Annotated in this window: 18 protein-coding genes; 16 read left to right on the top strand and 2 right to left on the bottom strand. The window is 64.9% G+C overall.

The window, feature by feature from the left end:
- Positions 1 to 3 precede the first annotated feature (3 nt).
- The 16 genes from EF294_RS03440 to EF294_RS03515 all read left to right on the top strand — a co-directional run bounded on the left by EF294_RS03440 (position 4) and on the right by EF294_RS03515 (position 17,180).
- The gene (locus EF294_RS03440; protein ID WP_123925644.1) at positions 4 to 5,775 is read left to right on the top strand and encodes a phage tail tape measure protein; all 5,772 of its coding nucleotides are present in this window, start codon (positions 4 to 6) and stop codon (positions 5,773 to 5,775) included.
- Positions 5,772 to 6,776 (top strand): phage tail domain-containing protein, encoded by a 1,005-nt coding sequence (locus EF294_RS03445; protein WP_123925646.1) that lies wholly within the window; start codon positions 5,772 to 5,774, stop codon positions 6,774 to 6,776. Before EF294_RS03440 ends, EF294_RS03445 begins: the two co-directional genes overlap by 4 nt.
- Before the next feature lie 68 nt (positions 6,777 to 6,844).
- The gene (locus tag EF294_RS03450) at positions 6,845 to 8,440 is read left to right on the top strand and encodes a Gp37-like protein (RefSeq protein WP_221182435.1); all 1,596 of its coding nucleotides are present in this window, start codon (positions 6,845 to 6,847) and stop codon (positions 8,438 to 8,440) included.
- 9 nt (positions 8,441 to 8,449) lie between these two features.
- On the top strand, positions 8,450 to 9,529 hold the full coding sequence (locus tag EF294_RS03455; protein ID WP_123925648.1) for a hypothetical protein: 1,080 nt from the start codon (positions 8,450 to 8,452) through the stop codon (positions 9,527 to 9,529).
- On the top strand, positions 9,526 to 11,454 hold the full coding sequence (locus EF294_RS03460; RefSeq protein ID WP_123925650.1) for an alanine-zipper protein: 1,929 nt from the start codon (positions 9,526 to 9,528) through the stop codon (positions 11,452 to 11,454). The genes EF294_RS03455 and EF294_RS03460 overlap by 4 nt, the downstream gene beginning before the upstream one ends.
- Positions 11,451 to 12,506 (top strand): glycine-rich domain-containing protein, encoded by a 1,056-nt coding sequence (locus EF294_RS03465; RefSeq protein WP_123925652.1) that lies wholly within the window; start codon positions 11,451 to 11,453, stop codon positions 12,504 to 12,506. The genes EF294_RS03460 and EF294_RS03465 overlap by 4 nt, the downstream gene beginning before the upstream one ends.
- Before the next feature lie 11 nt (positions 12,507 to 12,517).
- A complete protein-coding gene (locus EF294_RS03470) occupies positions 12,518 to 12,859 on the top strand; it encodes a phage tail fiber protein (RefSeq protein WP_123925654.1) in 342 nt (113 codons plus the stop codon).
- A complete protein-coding gene (locus EF294_RS03475; RefSeq protein ID WP_123925656.1) occupies positions 12,856 to 13,182 on the top strand; it encodes a hypothetical protein in 327 nt (108 codons plus the stop codon). Before EF294_RS03470 ends, EF294_RS03475 begins: the two co-directional genes overlap by 4 nt.
- A gap of 10 nt (positions 13,183 to 13,192) precedes the next feature.
- Positions 13,193 to 13,897 (top strand): glycoside hydrolase family 25 domain-containing protein, encoded by a 705-nt coding sequence (locus tag EF294_RS03480; RefSeq protein ID WP_123925658.1) that lies wholly within the window; start codon positions 13,193 to 13,195, stop codon positions 13,895 to 13,897.
- Positions 13,894 to 14,394 (top strand): hypothetical protein, encoded by a 501-nt coding sequence (locus EF294_RS03485; protein ID WP_123925660.1) that lies wholly within the window; start codon positions 13,894 to 13,896, stop codon positions 14,392 to 14,394. Before EF294_RS03480 ends, EF294_RS03485 begins: the two co-directional genes overlap by 4 nt.
- Complete coding sequence (locus EF294_RS03490; protein ID WP_123925662.1) at positions 14,391 to 15,038, top strand: hypothetical protein; 648 nt, start codon at positions 14,391 to 14,393, stop codon at positions 15,036 to 15,038. The genes EF294_RS03485 and EF294_RS03490 overlap by 4 nt, the downstream gene beginning before the upstream one ends.
- Positions 15,035 to 15,421 carry a hypothetical protein gene (locus EF294_RS03495; protein WP_123925664.1) on the top strand — a complete coding sequence of 129 codons (387 nt, stop codon included), beginning with the start codon at positions 15,035 to 15,037 and terminating at the stop codon, positions 15,419 to 15,421. Before EF294_RS03490 ends, EF294_RS03495 begins: the two co-directional genes overlap by 4 nt.
- Positions 15,411 to 15,875: a hypothetical protein gene (locus EF294_RS03500; RefSeq protein ID WP_123925666.1), complete on the top strand. Its 465-nt coding sequence runs from the start codon at positions 15,411 to 15,413 to the stop codon at positions 15,873 to 15,875. Before EF294_RS03495 ends, EF294_RS03500 begins: the two co-directional genes overlap by 11 nt.
- Positions 15,872 to 16,198 carry a hypothetical protein gene (locus EF294_RS03505; RefSeq protein WP_123925668.1) on the top strand — a complete coding sequence of 109 codons (327 nt, stop codon included), beginning with the start codon at positions 15,872 to 15,874 and terminating at the stop codon, positions 16,196 to 16,198. The genes EF294_RS03500 and EF294_RS03505 overlap by 4 nt, the downstream gene beginning before the upstream one ends.
- On the top strand, positions 16,195 to 16,911 hold the full coding sequence (locus EF294_RS03510; protein ID WP_123925670.1) for a hypothetical protein: 717 nt from the start codon (positions 16,195 to 16,197) through the stop codon (positions 16,909 to 16,911). The genes EF294_RS03505 and EF294_RS03510 overlap by 4 nt, the downstream gene beginning before the upstream one ends.
- Complete coding sequence (locus EF294_RS03515; protein ID WP_123925672.1) at positions 16,908 to 17,180, top strand: DUF7427 family protein; 273 nt, start codon at positions 16,908 to 16,910, stop codon at positions 17,178 to 17,180. The genes EF294_RS03510 and EF294_RS03515 overlap by 4 nt, the downstream gene beginning before the upstream one ends.
- 227 nt (positions 17,181 to 17,407) lie before the next feature.
- Here EF294_RS03515 and EF294_RS03520 read toward each other — a convergent pair whose 3' ends face one another.
- Together EF294_RS03520 and EF294_RS03525 are read right to left on the bottom strand one after the other, a co-directional pair.
- Positions 17,408 to 17,977 (bottom strand): hypothetical protein, encoded by a 570-nt coding sequence (locus EF294_RS03520; RefSeq protein ID WP_123925674.1) that lies wholly within the window; start codon positions 17,975 to 17,977, stop codon positions 17,408 to 17,410.
- A 46-nt stretch (positions 17,978 to 18,023) separates the two neighbouring features.
- Entirely contained in the window at positions 18,024 to 18,269 is a 246-nt protein-coding gene (locus tag EF294_RS03525) for a hypothetical protein (RefSeq protein ID WP_123925676.1), read from the bottom strand.
- Positions 18,270 to 18,753 lie beyond the last annotated feature (484 nt).

Genomic DNA, 18,753 nt, shown 5'->3' on the forward strand with positions numbered 1-18,753 from the left:
TCAGTGGCTCTCGATTCGATCTTCGTCGACGTCCTACCCCGGTGGGATATGGCCGGCGTGCAGGCGTCCATGGATGCGATGAAGGCGCGCTACGAGAAGTTTGGCCAGACTCTCTCGGATGCCATGGGGATGAAGGGGTCTCCCGCCGCCGCCCGTGCGGCTGAGCAGCAGGCCAGGCAGGTCGCCGCCGCACAGAAGGTCGTTGCCGACGCCATGACGAGCCAGTCCCGGCAGTCGCAACTGGCTGAGGATGCGATCTCAAAGCAACAGATCGCGCAGGCGCGTCTCAACGAGGTGCTGGCCAAGTATGGCGACACGTCGAGTAAGGCGATGGCCGCCCAGCTCAAGCTCACTCAGGCGACGCGGGACGCCTCGGCGCAGACTGAACTCGCCACGAAGGCAACCACCGATTACGAAGCGGCGCAGGCGAGGCTCGCGAGAACCACCGAGGAGTCGGCCGCCGCCACCGACACTCACGCAGCGCGGATGACGGCGCTCAACGGCACGCTGAAGACCGTCGCAACCGTCGGCATGGTCGGCGTGGTAGCTGCGCTCGCAGATGGCACCAAGCAGGCGGCCGAGTTCAATCGCACCACCGAATTGCTCGTCACCGGTGGAGGTTTGGATCCGAAGAACCTTGAAACAGTTCGGCAGGGCATCCTCGGCATGGCTGGTGACGTCGGCTACACCTCGGATCAACTTGCGACTGGCATGCGCAAGATCACGCAGGCGACCGCGTCGATGGGGCCGGCATTCTCCGCGCCTCAGGCGCAACTCTCTGCCCTGAAGGCGGCAGCGCAGGGTGCGTCCAACGAGAACGCCGATCTGTCCGAGGTCACCGATGCGCTGACCACGACGATGATCAACTTCAACGAGCCGATGTCGAAGTCGTCGACGATCATGTCGCAGATGGTCACCGCGGTGTCCAACGGCAAGACGACCTTCGATGAGTTCTCTCGGTCGCTAGGAACCGTGGAAGGCGTTGCAGGGCAATATCATATCTCGCAGACCGAGCTGTGGGCCGACATGGACGAGTTCACCAAGCATGGCATCTCGGCAGAGCAGGCCGCGCAGGACCTCCAGCACGCGATCCAGGTTCTCGGGCGTCCAGTCTCCGGCGGTCAGGCCACTGCTCTGGGCATGCTCGGGCTGCAGGCCGACTCGCTGCAGAAGTCTTTGGGCACCAACGGACTCGCCGGCACCCTCGACATGGTCATGCAGAAGGTTGCTGCCATGCCACAGCTTCCCGGCGGCCAAGTGCTCATGTCGACGTACAACACCTCGAAGGTGGACGCTCAACGTGCCCAAACGATGTACTCCGGGCTCAGCTCTGCCGATCAGCAGCAAGCCGACGCGCTCCAGGCCGATCTCGCGTCAGGCAAGAAGGCGTCCGCATTCGGCAAGGACAAGCAACTGCAGCAGTGGTTTTCGTCCTACCAGAAGTCTCAGGGATTCTCTGATCTGATCAACAAGACGGGGACGAACGACACGTCGGCCGCAGGCCTGGTAAAGCAGGCCGTGGGCGACTCTCCGACACTCCAGACGGCCCTCATGCTCGGCGGCACGAACTACGAAGACGTCCGTTCCATCCAGGGGCGCATCGCGGGAGCTCGACCTGATGCGAACGGCGACGTCAAGGACACCGCCCAAATGCACGCCACCACCTCGCAAGAGGTGAAGGACATCAAGTCGGGCATCAACTCGAGCCTAATCTCGGTCGGCGAGACGACTCAGGGACCGCTCAACTCGTTCCTCGGTGCCCTCAAAGACGCGACGTCGTGGCTGTCGAAGCACTCCACGGTCCTGCAGTCGACGATCCTCTCCCTCGGCGCTCTCGGGGTGGCGGCAGCTGGCGTCAAGGGCCTGAACATGGCCGGGAATCTCTTCGGCGCCGACCATCTCGGCGGCTCGATGGTGAAGGGTGCGGCGCGCGGCATCGGCAGAGGAGTCTCGGCAGCAGGACGCGGCGTAGCTGGGGCCGCGCGCACTGTCGCGAACGTCCCGGGCGCTGTGGGGGACTACTGGAACTGGACCGGGAAGGCGAAGGCCGGTCAGGCCCTCGACACGGTGAAGGGGAAGGCTCGGGCCGGCCTGGACGCGGCGAAGTCTGGCGGCTCCAAGGTGCTGGAGGGTGCGAAGTCCGCCGGGTCGAAGACGCTCGACGTTGCGTCGGATCTCGGCACCGCCAGCGTGTCCGGGGCGAAGAAGGCGGGTACCGCGGTCGCCGAGCTTGGCGGCAAGGCGAAAACTGCGGTCACCGACCTCGGGAAGCTCGCCGGTAGCAACATCGCGAGCGGGTTCGAGAAGCTCGCCGGCGGCGCGTCCAAGGCCGCAAAGGGCGTCAAAGACCTCGAGGTCGGATCGAAACTGGCTTCGGCCGCAACGAAGGTGTGGTCTGGCATCCAGGCGGCCTTCAATATCATCATGGACGCCAACCCGCTGGCGCTCATCGTGATTGCAATCGCCGCCCTCGTCGCCGGAGTGGTGCTGGCCTACAAGCACTCTCAGACCTTCCGGGACATCGTCAAGGATGTTTGGAACTGGGTGAAGAAGGCGGCCGACGCGATCGGTAACGCCCTCACCAAGGCGTTCCGCGATGTCGTGGGATGGATCGAGAAGGCCTGGAACTTCGTCAAGAAGTGGCACGACGTGCTGCTCATCGCTCTCGGACCGATCGGTCTGGTGATCGTCGGGATCGAGCAGATGGTGAAGCACTGGCACGACATCACCGATGCCCTGTCGGATGGGTGGAAGGTCATCTCGCAGGTCTTCTCCGATATGGAGTCGGGGATCCGGGACGGCATCGGCAAGGCGTGGAACTGGCTCTATGACGACGTGATCAAGCCGGTCGGCGACAAGATCGGGCAGGTCTGGACCGATATGCAGACCGGCGTGAAGGTCATGGTTGAGGCCTTCAAGCTGGAGTGGAACAAGATCATTTCGATCGTCGCCACGCCGGTGAATTTCATTGTGAACACGGCATATAACGACGCGCTGGCTCCTCTGTGGAATGACATTGCTGGCGCGTTCGGTGCCCCGAAGCTGGATAAGATCAATTTCAGCCTTCAGTCGGCCGCAGGGTTCGCGGGCGGCGGTGTCCTGTCTCCGGGTCAGGGAATCCTGGTCCCCGAAGCCGCACGCGCCTTCGGCATCCGCTCTCCGTGGCCCGGTTACGAGCCTGGTATCGACTCGGTTCCCGTGCCGATCCGTGGTGGTGGCATGGCGGTCGTGTCGAAGGGTGAGGCACCGGTCGATCCGGCGCAGTTCGGCGGCGTCGGAAACCTGCTGGCGATCAATCACCTGTTCTCCGGCGGTCGGAAGAATGCCAACGGCATCCCTCCGAACCACTTCGCTCCGGGGGGCGTCCTCAGCTCCATCGGACACGCGCTATCGAGCGTCGGCAGCGGTGCCGTGAACCTCGGCAAGAGGGCCATCCACGCGACGGTCGACACCGCGGAGTTCCTGGCGAAAGTCGTCACCAATCCGATCGGCGTGATCAAGGACTATCTCAAGAGTGCCCTTGTGCCCGTGCAGGGGTCGGGATTGTCCTCGTTCGGGTCCCTCGTCGCGAAGGTGCCCGGTAAGGCTGTCGACGACATCGCGAATTGGGTTGCCGGGTGGGTGAATCGCAACCCCGATGCCGGTGCTGCGGCGGCTCTTCCTGCGTCCATCGCCAACAATCAGCAGATAAGAGCGTGGATCTCTCAAGCTGAGCAGTTGACCGGTGTGGATTCATCGTGGACACCCGACATCCTTCGGATCATCGCCCGTGAATCTGGCGGTAACACGCACGCCATCAACCTCACTGACTCGAACGCAAAGGCCGGAGACCCTTCTCGCGGTTTGATGCAGACAATTGGGTCCACTTTCCGGGCATACCACCAGCCGGGTACCTCCACGGACATCTACGACCCGGTGGCGAACATTGCGGCGGCGATCAACTACATCAAGGGCCGTTACGGCGGCAACCACGCCGAGGCGGCGGACGGCCACAACTATGCCGGCGGCGGGGTCGTCGATCCGATGCAGGAAATTCAGTCGCACGTCGGAACCCCTTACGGGATGGGTGGATTCAGCGCGAGTTCGCTGGACTGCACAGGCGCGACGAGCATGATCGTCAACGACTACCTCGGTGCGCCGGAGTTCGGCTCCCGCATGTCCACACCTTCCGAAGGTCAGTGGCTCTCCGCACGCGGCGCCCTTCCCGGCCGGGGCGGTGCCGACGATCTCACCGTCCTGTGGTGGGACGGCGGTACCGGCGGATTCAACAACGGGCACTCCGAGGTCGTCCTCCCCGGCGGGCAGGTCGCTGAGGCGGGCGGTACCGAGCAGAACTTCCACATCGGCACTGGCACATCGCCCAACGACCCGCAGTGGACGAACGCAATGCACTTCCCCGCGTCGATGCTGCGTGGTGCGAAGAGTCAGCAGGACCCGAACACGCCGATGGGCATCGGGACGACTGGCGCCGGAGGTACGTCGGGGGGCACCTCGGGAGGTAGTTCTGGCGGCTCGTCGGGCGGCTCGTCGGGTGGATCATCCAACGACTTCGGCCAGACGCAGGGCGGTTTCGGCGCGCTCACCGACATGACCGATCCGTCGAACTGGACCGTCCACGGCCTCGGATCGTTCCTCGGCTCGACGATGATGAACTGGGCCCTGGGCAATCCGGTCGGCAAGGGCCTGCTCGCTGCTCAGCAGCAGGCACAGCAGCAGAACGCCACCTCTGCGACCACTGCGGCGACCGACTCCACCACGTCGTCTGCGGCGGCGACCACCGCGGCGACGACGGCCGCCACCGCGGGAGTGGATGCCACCGCCAAGGCCACCGAGCGACTGTCGAAGGCGCAGAAGACCTACAACGACGACGTCGCGAAGTACGGGAAGAACTCGACTCAGGCGCAGACCGCGCAACTTGCGGTCACCAGCGCGCAGGAGGCGATCACCAACCATGCGGCGACGTCGGCGCAAGCGGCGACCGCTGCACAGCAGTCCTACGACAACCAGGTCAAGCGTGTCGCGATCGACCAGCAGAAGCTCAACGAGGCGATCTCGAAGTACGGTCAGAACTCGAAGCAGGCCATCTCGGCGGCGAACACCCTGCGCAACGCTCAGGCCACCGAGGCGAAGGACAAGGCTCGGCTCGCACAGAAGCAGTCGGCCGCAGCAGCTACCGGACCCATGACGCCCACAGCCCCCACCGGGGCTACCCCGAGTGCGTCCGGCGACTCGTCGGCAAACTCGGACACCACCAACACCGCGGGCAGTGACTCGACAACTCCGGACTACTCGGCGTCGTCGGACACCTCCGGTGCTGCCAACTACCAGTCCAGCGGCCTCGGTGTCGGCGGCGGGTTGGCCGGCGCCGCGATGGGCGCGGTCACCTCGGCCGCCGGTGCAGCGGGCGGACCTGCCGGTGCTCTCGCGGGCCTGGTGGGGGCGAATGCCGCCACCACGATCACCAACGGAGCGATCCAGTACGCCGGCAACATCGGCGGCGACCTCGCCGACGGTCTGCTCGAGACGTTCGGACTCACCGACCCCACGGACACGTGGCCCGGGAAGATCGCCACCGCTCTGGGGCAGGCGCACTTCGCCACGGCGAACACCGCCGGTCAAGCAGCATCTCCCGCGGTGTCGAAGCGTTCCACCGATTCTCGCGGAGGGGTGAGCGTCAACATTGGTGAGCAGCACGTCCACGGCGGTTCGGGCGACAAGGTCGCCAACGACATCTACCGCAAGATCAACTCCAAGGTCGGGAGTGGTACGCGATGATCCCTCAGCTCACGCAATTCGGGATCAACTCTCTCCTTAGTGGTGCTGATCCGATCATCACATGGATCGACCGCAACGGTGACATCTGGCCGCTCTCTGGCGGATTGGCGCCGATCCCTCCGCTGGAGGGCGTCAACATGTCCTCCATCGAGGGGTTGATGGCGTCAATCAAGATGCTGACCCAGCAGGGGGCACTGCAGGACGGTGACACGTGGATGGGTGCGGTCTACGACCCTGCCGAGATCACCGTCGATCTGGAGGTGTTCGCGAACTCGCCGTCGTCGTACCGAGACATCACCCGGCGTCTCATCTCCGGTCTGGATCCGAAGTATCCGGGGAAGCTCAACTGGTTCAGCCCGGAGATGGGGGACTGGTGGCTGCCCGCGCGATTGGGGAAGCAGATCGACGCCACGTGGAAGACATCGCCTGCGCTGGTGGGGCATTCGACCATGGCGGTGCCGCTACACATCGACCAGGCGTTCTTCCAGTCCTACGACTCAGTATCGGCTCCTGTGGGCCAGTCGGGCGGTTTCTCCTGCATGACCAACCTCGGTGATCAGGACGAGTGGGCGCGGTATCTGGTCTACGGTCCGGGAACTGTCACCTTCCACGATCCGGGCGGTGAGGTGACGTTTGGGCCGATCGAGTCCGGACAGATCGTGCTGGTCACGACGAAGCCCGGTGTCCGCGGGGTGCTGGACCTGACACCGAATCGGCCGACCACTGCGCAGATGTCGCATTGGCAAACCTGGCTGGAGAACATCATCGACCTGGCCACCAACAACAACGTGCCGCCGCTGTTGCAGACATTCGAGTCTTGGTTCGGAATCGTCCCGCCGCAGGGGAACTTGTATTCGCTTCTCAACGGTCGCTTTTCGACACCGGTGCCTGCTACCCCTACCAAGCCCACGACCTGGTCGATGCCGATCTCTGTCACCGGCGGCACTGCGCACACTCAGGTGATCGGTGCGCTCACCCCACACCGGAAGTGGCCTGAGTAGCGGTGTACGCCGTCAAACCGGACCCGACACAGCTCACCGCAGCTCTGTACGGGCGGCCCGATGCTGCCATGAATGCGGCCCAGCAGGTGTGGGACACATCGCCTTTGACCAATCCCGGCCAGGGTCAGGTCCTCGTCCAGATGCTCACCAATATGTACGAGTACGCCGGGGAGGCGTCGGACTACATTTCCACCACAGCCACGTGGGTGGTCAACGACGTCGACACCGCCACGGTCACCCTGAAGGGGTCAGATCCGTTGGGGCCGTTCGCGTACAACTGCGACAAGACCGTGGTCCCGATCTTCATCACCTCAGGGTCGATGCGGTTCACCGGGCAGGTCGACACCTGCTCCCCGGACTTCTCCGAGGGTGAACTGAAGTGGACGATCCAGGTCAAGGGCGACTGGGACTGGTACAACCGAATCCTGGTGTGGCCCAACTTCGCCGCCCCGATCTGGCTGCAGGAGCCCAAGGAAGCCATCTACATCGGGCCCGCGATCTCATGCCTGAAAGCCATGGTCGGGGAACAGTGCATCCGCCTGCAAACCGGTCTGTGGGAGATGGCCAACAACATCACCGATCCCGCCGCATGGTTCGGGTCGATGCTGGAGAAAGAAGGACTTCTCACCCCATGCGCGGTGGTGCCCACCGACCCGCTGTTCGACACGTCGAAGTGGGTGGCGTTCTCGGCCAAGATGGACACGGCTGCCACGTTGATCCAGCAGGTGTGCAAGGACAATGGGCTCGTCTCCACGGCGGATGTGTGGATGCCGGGAGATGCACAGCCCACCGACTGGTTCACCCTCACTCAGCCGACTGTGGTGTTCGACGTGAAGGACCGTTCGGGCATCACCGGACCGACGGGCACGATGGTCGACGGCCTCGTCGAGGATGCCGTGGACCTCGAGCACTCGATGCTCGGCGACATCCTTACCCCGTTCCTCAACGCCGAAGGCGAATATGCGCCGGAGGGGGTGAACATCGCTCCCGCTTTGGGCGTGAACTTCGTCAAGCCGTGGGTGTTCTTCGACTGCGACAACCCACTTCGCAGCGGTGTCAAGGAGTTCCACGCTCCCGCTCATGCCCCGCTGGCATGGCAGATCGTCGGCGGCGGGAAGTCACCCGACTGGGTCAACAACATCATCAACGCCACCGTCGAGTTCCTGCTCGGATCGGCGCTGACGGTCGTGGGTCTTGAGGGAATCCCCAACACCCTGCTCGACGGGGTGCTCGACGACGTGCTTTTGGCGTATCAGCTCATCGAGAACGAGCAGCGCCGGTCAGAGATGGGGCCGTACGGCAAGCCGGAGTACTTCTGCTCCACGGGATCGACCGCCTACACCCTCAACGAGGAGTTCGCCCTCGAAGGAGCGATGTGGGAGACGCGCGGCTACAAGAGCGCAGAACTCATCTTCGACAACGGATTTCCATACGTCCTCGGCGTCGATCTGTTCCTCGGTGCGCTGGCCACGTGGAAGTTCATGAACGCGCTCTACACCGACTACGTCATGCAGATCACCCTCACCGACGACCGGGACAACCGGGTGCAGGTGACGGCGCAGATCGGTGACAACTCTTCCCGCCAGGACCCCGCCGAGATCATGCAGCGCAAGTTGGCCGGTCTGCAGACCGATCTCCAGATCGCGATGCTCTCGCAGAATTAGGAGACTTCCTTGACCGCAACGTTTTACGTTCTCCCGTTCGGTAATCCGTCTTCGGGCACGTTCACCGCTGGCTTCACCGGCACTACCATGTCAACGGCGGCGTTGGCCTACGACGTGTCGGCCGCGAACTTCCAGTCGGCGCTGGCGGCGATCGTCCCCGGCACCACGGTGACGGGCAGTGGTCCGTGGGTGGTCACCGTCCCCACGGGCTACACGCTGACGGTCAATGACTCTGGGATGCCGCAGAATACGTCCATTGTGGTGCAGTCCACGGACGCCTTGTCGTGGTCGGGCAACATCATGATGAGCAACACCACCGACTATCAGTCGACGGGTGTGGCGACGGGCGTCTTCACCCCGGCCGGTGGCGTGGCGAATCTCCCGGCCTTGGTGGATGGACAGCCCGGGCAACCTCCGGAGCTGAACTTCCAGGCTACGCCGGTGAATCCGGGTAACCCGCCGACGATCTCGCAGACGCAGACCTCTCCAGGTGGCGCAGGGCAGCCGTCGGCGTACACGGTGACCATCGGTGTGCCCACAGGGCAGACGGGAGCCACCGGGCCAACGGCGACGGTGAGCACAGCCTCGGATGTGGAGGGCACGCCGTCGGACGGCGCCGCGCTGATCTACTCGGGAGCCGACGAGAAGTGGAAGATCCAGGCGATCTGGGTGCCTGCCCTGTACTCATGCCAGAGCTTCACCGCTGGGACAGGGACGGGCTCGTCGACGGTAACCATCGCCTCTCTGGGCATCCCCGCGCAGCCGTTCGCGTGGCGTCCCCGCGTGACCGCGCAGGCACAGTTGACCGGCACGGTGAACACCCACCTGGATCTCGCGGTGTACCTCAACGGGACCTCGGGCACGCAGGTCGGATACGGCCAAGGTGTCACCGGAGCACTCACGCAGACGGTCTCCTGCCTTCCCGCGTTCGGCTCGTCGATCTCCGGCTCGTCGGCCTACGCAGAGGTGGCGGCGGGAGCGACCGCAACCCTGTATTTCGTTGCGCTGCAAACAGCATCGACCACCGATCAGTGGTCAGTGTCGGTTGCGCACGCCTCGTTTGAGATCGAAGTGGTGCCGCTCGCATGACCGAGCCCAGCTCGATCCTCAATGGGGTCGTCAAGACGTCGTGGCCATCGGACATGCTGCCGTCGGAGACCTCCAACGTCATCGACATGCTCCCGGCGATCTGGAAGGCGTTCTTCCTCGGGATCGTGGGCAACATCGCGATCAACATCGCGAACGCCGCGGACATTGACGGCCTGGATCCGCTTGCACTCCTGCGGCAGTGGGGCCAGGAGCAGGAGCAAGCTGCCTCGAATGCGTTGGCGGCCGCGAACTCGGCACAGACCACGGCGACGTCGGCGCAGTCAACCGCCAACAATGCGTCCACGACGGCGAACACCGCGAACACGACCGCGACCAACGCGCTGAGTGCCGCGCAGAACGCGCTGCAGAACGCGGAGAATGCTCTTGGTCAGCTCGGCACGCTGATTGGTGATGTCCTCGGCGGGCAGTCGACGGCGGCCGATCTGGCGGCCTTCATTACCGGCCTCGACGGCATCATCGACCCGTCGCGGATCGCGCAGGTGTCGGCGTCGGCGATCGGCGCGGTCGGGACTCCGAATCTGCTGACCAATGGCAGCTTTGTCGATTCGGTGTCGATGGCGCCGGAGGGCTCGGGGTGGACGTGGGATGGCACCACCACTCACAGCAACACCGCACCCTCGGGGCACACCGACGGGTCGGTGACGACCACCGGCACTGGAGTGCAGCAGACCCTCGTGTCGAATGTGGTGGCGGTCAGTGCGGGCCAGTCTCTTTCGGTCGCCGGGTGGCTGAAGTGGTCCGGGGTCACCGCCTCAGGTTCGGCGTTCTCGCTGAACGTCATCTCCTACCTCGACGGTAATCAGTTGTCGCATCAGACGATCGGCAGCGTTGTGTCCCCGTCAGCGGCCGGGTCGTGGCAGGAGATCACCGGCACCTACACGGTGCCCTCGGGTGCTGATCAGGTCCGCGTCCAGCTCGTGGTGACCGCGAATGTCACTGCGGGGCAAGTGTGGTGGGATGACCTGTCGCTGACAAAGACGCAGACGATCGACCAATCGCTGATCACCGACCTCGAGAACGCGCTGTCCACAATCAATTCGACGTTCAACCAGATCGGGCAGACGCTAGAAGGCGAAGCCGTGACCGCAATCAGCACTGCGGTCACCAATGTGCAGAACTTCGCGGCTTCGCTGACCGGGTGGCAGTCAACAACGACCGCCAACGCGCAAGCCGTGGTCGACGGCATTATCAACGGAGCGACCAACGCATCCGGGTCTGGCTATGCGACCTCGGAGGTCCAAGCTGCCGTTGCCGGTCTCGCCACCGGGTATGCGACGCCCGCTTACGTGTCGAATCTGACGGATATGGCCACGGTCCCGCGTCAGTCGGTCATTGGATGGTCAACGCAGATACCGAGCGGATGCCCCCTGGTCTGTTCGTCGTCGGGGCTGCCAACGTTCCCTCCACAGGTGGACAAGTTCGGATCACCGGGCACGGGCACCGCCTACTTCACCCCCATTGTCTCGGACCGGAAGGGCACGCTGGGAAAGCTGCGATTCATCACTGGAGCGGACGGTGCACTCTTCTCCATCGACGCATGGTTCCTCGACGTGTACGTCTACTCCGGGGGCACCCTCACCAAGGTGACGAGCAACGGAAACCTGAAGTCCGCCATGATGTCATCCCTTGGCGAGCAGAGTATCGACATTTCCTCCTTCGGAATCAACGTCGTGCCAGCTGAGATCCTGTTCGTCGCTCACCTCCAGCAGGCGCCCGGATTGGCCCAGACAGCTCGCAGCTACGCTGCCGCCCCGAATAACGGAGTTCCACGGGCTGACGTTGTGCTGCAACACGCGTACTACACCCAGACCGGACTCAGCACACTGCCTCAGACCGTCAGCCTCTCCAGCCTCACGGGCGCAGATCGAATGATCCCCTGGGCGGCAGTCAGCGTTGTCTCGTGACCGGCTGGTCACCGTCGGGTCCGTCCGACCAGTCCCAACCGCTCAACGGATGGTCACCGCCCGGACCGCCGACTGTGACCGCGCCGCGCGTCGGCTGGTGGTACGAGCCCGTCGTCGCGGCTCTGCTCTCCGGATCGGGCCAGCTATCGGTCAGCGCGTACGTTCGCGTGCCAGCCGCCGTCAATCTCGCAGGAGCAGGACAGCTCTCGGTCGCGGCGTACGCCATCACCCCGGCCGCCGCGCAGTTCGCCGGAGTCGGAGCGCTCACCGCCACCGCCTACGCCCGCGTGCCTGCCGATGCGCAACTCATCGGCGCGGGTGTGCTCGCCGTCGCCGCTCAACGCTGGTACCAGTACGTCACTGCCGCCCTCGCCGGTAGCGGCGCATTGTCGGTGGGCGCCTACGCCAGAGTGCCCGCCACGGTGGCCCTCGCCGGTGCTGGAGCGCTCGCCGTCGGCGCAGCATTCCCAGCGAAGTCCGCGACCACCACCACCTACGCCACCGCAGGCACCTCGACGTACACCATTCCCTGGTGGTGCCGCTACATCGACGTCATCATGGTCGGCTCAGGCGGTGGCGGATCCGGAGGCGACACCGGATTCGGTGCCACCGGCAACGGCGGGTCGGCCGGATCCTGGACCGCGGTCACCCTCACCCGAGGTGTCGACATCCCTTGGAACGCAACCACACTGACCGTCACCGTCGGCACCGGCGGCACCGGCGGCGCCAAAGGCACAAGCGGCAACACCGGCACCGCCACCACCCTCACCTACACCGACCCGTCAGGCACCAGTCACACCGTCACCGCAGCAGCCGGAGCGGGTGCACCCTACGGCGGCGGCACCGGACAACCCGGCGCATCGCCGGGGAACGAGACCTACAACGGCGTCACCTACACCGGGGGCGGCACCGCAACCTCCGGCTCGTCCGGCTCGGCTGGAAAGTCGCCCGGCGGTGGTGGTGGCGGCGGCGCGGGCGGCTACTTCGGTAGCGGCAGCCCCGGATTCAACGGCGCACCAGGCGCATCCTGGCTCGTCGCGCGACAAACCTAAAGGAGACCCACATGGTCGCAGTCACCAGCACCAAGCAAACACTCGCCGCGTACTACGCCACTCTCGGACCGTATTTCGGCCTCGCAACCGGCAGTCCGGGAGCCACGGCTACGCCCGCCAACGAGGCATCCGGCGGCTCGTACGCCCGCGTCGCCACCACCTGGTCGGCCGGATCGGGCGGGGTGATGAACGGGAGTGCCGTCACCGTCAACGCCCAGGCTGGCACCTACACCTACGCCATCATGTGCTCGGGAGCGTCGGGCAACAACATGATCGACAACGTCGCCATCACCTCAACAGTCCTGTCAGCTCCCGGGCAAATCGTTCTGACACCGACCTACACACAGTCATGACCGCCCCCGTCCACGGCGACGGCCGTCTCGCTATCACCGTGTGGCCCACCTTCATTGGCGTCATCGGACGCTGCGCCGACGGAACCCTCGGAGAGCCCACCCACCACCCCGACTATCGGCGATCCCAGATCACCTGGACCACAGGCGTACTCGTCACCGGACGCGCCCGGATCGCCGCCCCCGCAGGAGAGTGGACACACTTCGCCTACTTCCGTGGCCCTGGCGACCACGAGCCCGTCGGCGAGCCGGTCCCGATCGGTCAGTTCCCCATCCGCCTACCCGCAGGCGGCGTCATCGACGCCGATCCCATCATCGTCAACTGAAAGGGCGACCATGTCTCTCTTCGCCGACGTTTCGGAGTTCCAGAACGTCGTGAACGACTCGTACCCGTACCAGATCCTCTCGATTCGCGCGAACGATGGCACATACCGCGACGGACACTTCGCCGCCAACTATCTCTGGATGTGCGACGCTCTCAACAGCGGTCGTCTCGCGTGCGGAATCGTCTACGCCTACTGGCGCACGAACTGGCAGGACACCGTCAACACGATGCGGTCGATGATCGACTCCTGCGGTGGCCTGCACCCCAAGGTCATCCTGATGATCGACCTCGAGCGCGGCGGCAACCCGGCCGGCGACGAGACCGGAGCCGTAGACGCGACGGTCGACGCCATGGCCGCCTACGCCGGGAACCTCAAGCGGGTCATCGTCTACGCGAACTCCGGCGACTTTCATGAGATGTGGGCGGAATACTCGACTCGGCTCCCACAGATCGGCGGCCTGATCGCGGCCGGGTACGGCGCCAATCCTGGCCTGCCGTACCAGATCGCCCACCAGTACACCGACGGAAGCGGTTACGGCGGTGGACTTCCCGAAGGAACGGCACCATTCGGGAACTGCGACATGAACAGTGCCGACAACCTCACCCCGCAGCAGTTCGCGTCGCTCTGCGGTGTCGGCCCGACGAACCCCGGAGGCATGACCGACGCGCAGTACGCCCAATTCGCCACCTACATGGGGCAACTCGGACCCTCGTGACCACCGAGAGCGCCGCGGCCGAATGGCTCGCGCAGCAACGGCGCCGCACCGACGCCACCGAGCACGTCGCCCGACTACTCGCCAACAACGCCCAACTGAGACCCCTGAAAGGAATCCCGATGTCCGATCCCGTCGCCAACGCCTCCCAATTGGGAGACGCACAGAGCACGTGGGGCAAGACCCCGCGTCAGCTCGCCGCCCAGTACAACGCCGACCAGTCCGACTGGGGCCGCGTCTCGATCGAGCGCGCCGCACTCCTCGCGGGCAACACGCAGTTGTCGTGGAGCCCCTACGCCAACGGCAACACCACCAAGTTCGACGTCGAAGCTCTGATCCGGGCGACCGACGCCCGCTCGGATGCCATGTACGTCGAGGCCGGCGCCGCATTCGGCGACCCCGATTCCATCTCTCGCCTCACCGCCGCCGCAGCAGCGGGAAACGCCCGCGCCATTGCGTGCTGCAAGCACCTCGGCCTCACCTACGGGAGCGCATCGTGAAGTACAACAAGGCAATCTGGTCCGGGGCACTGTCGGTCGCCTCGGGGCTTGTGTTCATCTTGACCGTCGCACAGCCATACCTTCCGACGAAGGTTGGTGTGCCCATCGGCATCATCCTGCTGATCGCGATCCCCGTCGTCACCTACCTGGTGCCCAACTTCGACCGCATCAGGGCCGATGCGGAGAAGGTGCTGAAAGACGCCAAGACCGGCAACGTCACCGCAGTGGTGCACGACGGCGCCCTGTTCGTTCGTGAGGACCTGGAGCCCGCACTCACAGCGGGGCAGGCATATCGGCAGAAGGTCGACAGCGAAGGAGCGACCGCGATCCTCTCCGGCGCAGACGGGCTGATCGGTGACGTCGAGCGCTATGCGCCAGCGCTCGGGAAAACCGTCCCTGCCGTCACCGAGGTGACCGCCGAGATACCGAAGGTCGAGCAGGCCGTGCACGCGGCGCGGGCAGGTCTCGCGGGCATTGCGAAGTTCACGGATACCCCCATCGCCAACGAGGCGTTGGCAGCCGCATCGGAGGCCAGCGCTGTCGCCACCAAGGTCACCCCGATCGCCAACGTGGCCGTCGCCGACGCCGAGAAGGTGATGTCCGCGCTACCGGTGGCCGACCTCCGCAAGGCACTCGGGTTGTGACGGCTCAGGCGAAGCTACTCGCACACGAGTCGGCCCGGTGGCTTTCCGTGCTCCTCCTCGGATTGGCGGCTGTGCTGATCCTTGGTGGCCAGCAGCGAGTCTCGGGCCCGTCATACAAGTTCGTCCACGACCTCGGCGGCTCCGACGTGTGGGGGCTGCTGTTCTTCGCCGGGGCGTTTGCGGTAGCCATCGCCAGCCTGAAGTGGCCCAGGGCGCTGAAGTGGGCGCTACGCCTCGCCGCAGTGAGCTTCCTGCTCTTCGCCCTCGCCGGGATCGGCGCGGCCATCGCCTCGCCGATCGCCGGCCTCACCGGGATCGTGGTGTATCTCTGGCTGGCCTGCTGGGTCGTGTGGGTCGCAGCCGGGGTGGATGATGTCCGCTGACGAGCCCGCACCCCTTGTGTGGGTCGGCGTCCGGGGCGCTGCCCCGTTCGAGAAGGCCGTCTTCTGGGCAGGCGTCCTACTGGGCCTGATCAGCCTGTGTACCGAGGTGGATGTGTCCAACGCTCTCGCCGCGTCGTGGCCGCAGTACTTCCGTATGGGCAACGACGTCTTCTATGCCATCTACGGGATCGGCGGCCTCATCGGCGTGGTGGCGACGTGGCGTACCTCGGACTGTCCCACGATCTCTCATCGGCGTGCGACTTCCGAGGCGTGGGCGCTGTTCGTGTGCGCGATGGCTCAACTGGCCTACTCTGCTGCGGCATTCGATGCCGGACACGGCGGTATCCACGGCGGTGTGGTTGGGGCACTCCTGGCCGCCGCCTGTGCAATTCGTATCCGGCAGATCCGGTCTGATCTGAAAAAACTACGGCAGGTGAGAGACGGTGACGAGTGATCACGCAGGTAATCGCGATCTTCACAGCACTCTCCGGCGCGGGCCTGCTGTCGTGGATCGCGGCGCTGGTCAAGCAGTGGATGGACCGTGGGCATCGACGAGTCCATGACGAGTCGATCGTGGCCGCCACCACCCGCAACCTCATCGAGCCCGTCCAACAGGAGTCGGAGCGTCGCCTGCAACGAATCGTGTTCCTCAAGAGAGTGATTCGGCGGCTGGACGACCACCTCGACGACTGCCGAGATGCGGCACGCAATGCGGGAATCACCCTGCCATTGATGGACGACGACCTCCGCAACCAGATCGACGAGATCGGAGAATGACAATGCAGATCACCAAGGTCATCCGCTGCCGTGGGATCGGCGAAGACCCCACCGGCCACGACACAATGCTCGAGGGGGTCACCGATCTCATCCCCGGGATCGAGACAGTCGAGCTGCCCTGGTCGGCTCAATACGGCCCCGTGGGACGTGCAGGCCTCACCGGCGACGACTACCTCCACGCCCTCCAGCAAGGCGTGGCCCTGGCGCTCGCCGAACTCGATCGAGGGCCCGCCGCCCTCTTCGGATACTCCGGGGGTGCCCAGCTCGCCCACATGACCGCGGCGCACGGCCACCACAACCTGCAGGGTGTGGGATTCATCGCCGACCCAGCGATGCCGAAGGGGATCGGCCCCAACTACGGGGTGACCGGCGCCGACCCTGAGCCCATCAGCGTGCCCAAGCACTGGGTGTGGAACCCGCTCGACATCATCTGCCAATGTCCGGCCGACTCGCCGATCCGCGACGTCGCTGACTTCTCGGAGTCCTTCTCCGCGCAGAACTTCCCCGGCTGGACCTGGGACATGCTCGACGACCTCCGATTCGGGCGCTGGCAGGTGCTGGGGAAGTACCTGTTCATCAGCCCTGTGGACCAGTGGAGGCGGTGGGGTGCGGCGATCGCCGGCGCCACTGGGTACCTCAATGGCACCGAGCATGTGGCGGCTTATCATGGTGCGCGCCAACGGGAGCTGGCCGACTGGGTGAAGTCGCTGTGAAGCATCTGCCGCCCGAACGGGCGTGGGCGCTGATCGCGGCGTTCGTGGTCGCCTATGACCTCGCATGCCATCGCGGGCAGACGCTCTCCGAGGAGGCCGACCGATGGACGAAGGCACACCCGGTGCTCGCTAGGGCCGGAATCCTCGCCGTCGCACTACATGTCGCCAATGTCGTCCCTGATCGGCTCGACCCGCTGCATCGGATTGCCGAGATGCTCCCGAAGACGGAATGCGCGGCAAAATCGGAAAACTATTGTGCAACAACATAATTGAGTGCTACAGTAAAGGCACAAGTTCAGAGCGGGTGAGGTTCAGGAACATACACTGACGCCAACCGGGACCAGAGGCCAGCTCCTCCGTCACCGACCGGCCACAGATCAAGAAACACTGGGAGCCCAATCGCAGAGAGTCATGATGCGACACCCGCTCTGAGCCTGGACAACCACTAAGCCGCCCCCGATCCACACGGATCGGGGGCGGCTTCGTTTTTGCTCCCTCAGCGAGACCGCTTCGTCGTCACTGGCGTGGTGACCCGGTGCGCAAATCGCCGGTACGCATTCTGACGTGCGATACCGAGCGCATCACCGATGTAGTCCCAGCTCATTCCCGCATCCCGTGCCGACTGCACGGCCTGCAAAAGGATCTGGTCGCTGGCCTGATTCAGCCTTTCCGACGTCGCCAGAGCGGCGAGGAGCTGATCGTGTCGCCGGCCGAGTGAGAAGTAGCGCCCCTCGGCTGCGAGGTCGGACAGGGCCTGTAGCGCGGAGCGAAGGGAGGCGCCGGCTCCTGCGTCGAGCGCGTCCTGGTAGGCCCAGAGTGCGTCGTAGAGGTCGCGATCTTCCAAGACCGGGCGCCCCGCCGCGTCCCAGCGTCCATGGGTGTCGATCGCCAGTGCCTCTGCCGCCGTCGGCTGGTCAGGCAGGATGCCGTACTTCTCGACGGCATCTTGCAGCGCGGCGTAGACCTCGTAGCCGCTGGCGCTGCCGCCGGACGCGTACAGGGCTGCGGTGAATGCGGCGTGCTCGCTGTAGTCGCGAGGCATGTCCTCGGGGGTGTGTGTCATCATGGTGATGACATTACACCGTCATCATCATGATGACAAGGTGTAGCGATCAGCCATTCGGTTCCCAGTCGTCCCCCAACACCTCGGCGATCCGCTTCACCAGCCCCGGCATCTCCCGCCGACGCCCGTACATCACCTCGTCGATCTCCACAGCCAGCGCTTCCAGCTCGGGGTCCGGTCGCGCCCACGCCGACGGATCACTCTCGAGCATCGCGGCCTGCTCGATGGCCTGACGCTGGCGCATCAGATCGCGGATATCGCGGGCGGCAGCGGAGAGGAGAGCGCGGTCGATCACGGGGTGAGCGTAGATCTGGGGTGTGACACGCAATCGATTGACGGAAACTCGGGGATTCACGTCGCGTCAGCACCCATAGGTGGGATAGAACATGACGTGTGAAGAAGGCAATCGGCGCAATCGTTGTACTCCTGGCCATCGGTTGTGCAGCCGGTTGCGGGACCAGTTCAGATTCGAGTACCACCGCCGGCCGACACAGCTCATCGGCCACATCGGCATCGACCGCGACAGAGACCGCGGACGTCCTCAACAAGGCGGTCGGGCAGTCGGCCGGATGGAACTGTGCTGACGCCTCCGACGAAAGCTGTTCACTCGCCTTCACTGTCACTGCACTCGACAGGGTGCCTTCGGCCAACTGCTCAGACAGCGCGCCTCCGCCTGCGGGTTCCGAGATCTACCGACTGGCCATCGATGCGCAGGCCTACCATTCAACCCCGGCGCCCAACGCAACCTTGCCTCCGGGGTTCGTCATCTCCTCGGACAA

Origin of the sequence: Gordonia oryzae (assembly GCF_003797185.1) — a bacterium.
GTDB lineage: Bacteria > Actinomycetota > Actinomycetes > Mycobacteriales > Mycobacteriaceae > Gordonia > Gordonia oryzae.

Bases quoted from the DNA above. Each gene is read 5' to 3' on its own strand.
- EF294_RS03445 (WP_123925646.1), top strand. From the start codon at position 5,772: ATGATCCCTCAGCTCACGCAATTCGGGATCAACTCTCTCCTTAGTGGT.
- EF294_RS03450 (WP_221182435.1), top strand. From the start codon at position 6,845: ATGAATGCGGCCCAGCAGGTGTGGGACACATCGCCTTTGACCAATCCC.
- EF294_RS03460 (WP_123925650.1), top strand. From the start codon at position 9,526: ATGACCGAGCCCAGCTCGATCCTCAATGGGGTCGTCAAGACGTCGTGG.
- EF294_RS03470 (WP_123925654.1), top strand. From the start codon at position 12,518: ATGGTCGCAGTCACCAGCACCAAGCAAACACTCGCCGCGTACTACGCC.
- EF294_RS03475 (WP_123925656.1), top strand. From the start codon at position 12,856: ATGACCGCCCCCGTCCACGGCGACGGCCGTCTCGCTATCACCGTGTGG.
- EF294_RS03480 (WP_123925658.1), top strand. From the start codon at position 13,193: ATGTCTCTCTTCGCCGACGTTTCGGAGTTCCAGAACGTCGTGAACGAC.
- EF294_RS03500 (WP_123925666.1), top strand. From the start codon at position 15,411: ATGTCCGCTGACGAGCCCGCACCCCTTGTGTGGGTCGGCGTCCGGGGC.
- EF294_RS03510 (WP_123925670.1), top strand. From the start codon at position 16,195: ATGACAATGCAGATCACCAAGGTCATCCGCTGCCGTGGGATCGGCGAA.
- EF294_RS03520 (WP_123925674.1), bottom strand. From the start codon at position 17,977: ATGATGACACACACCCCCGAGGACATGCCTCGCGACTACAGCGAGCAC.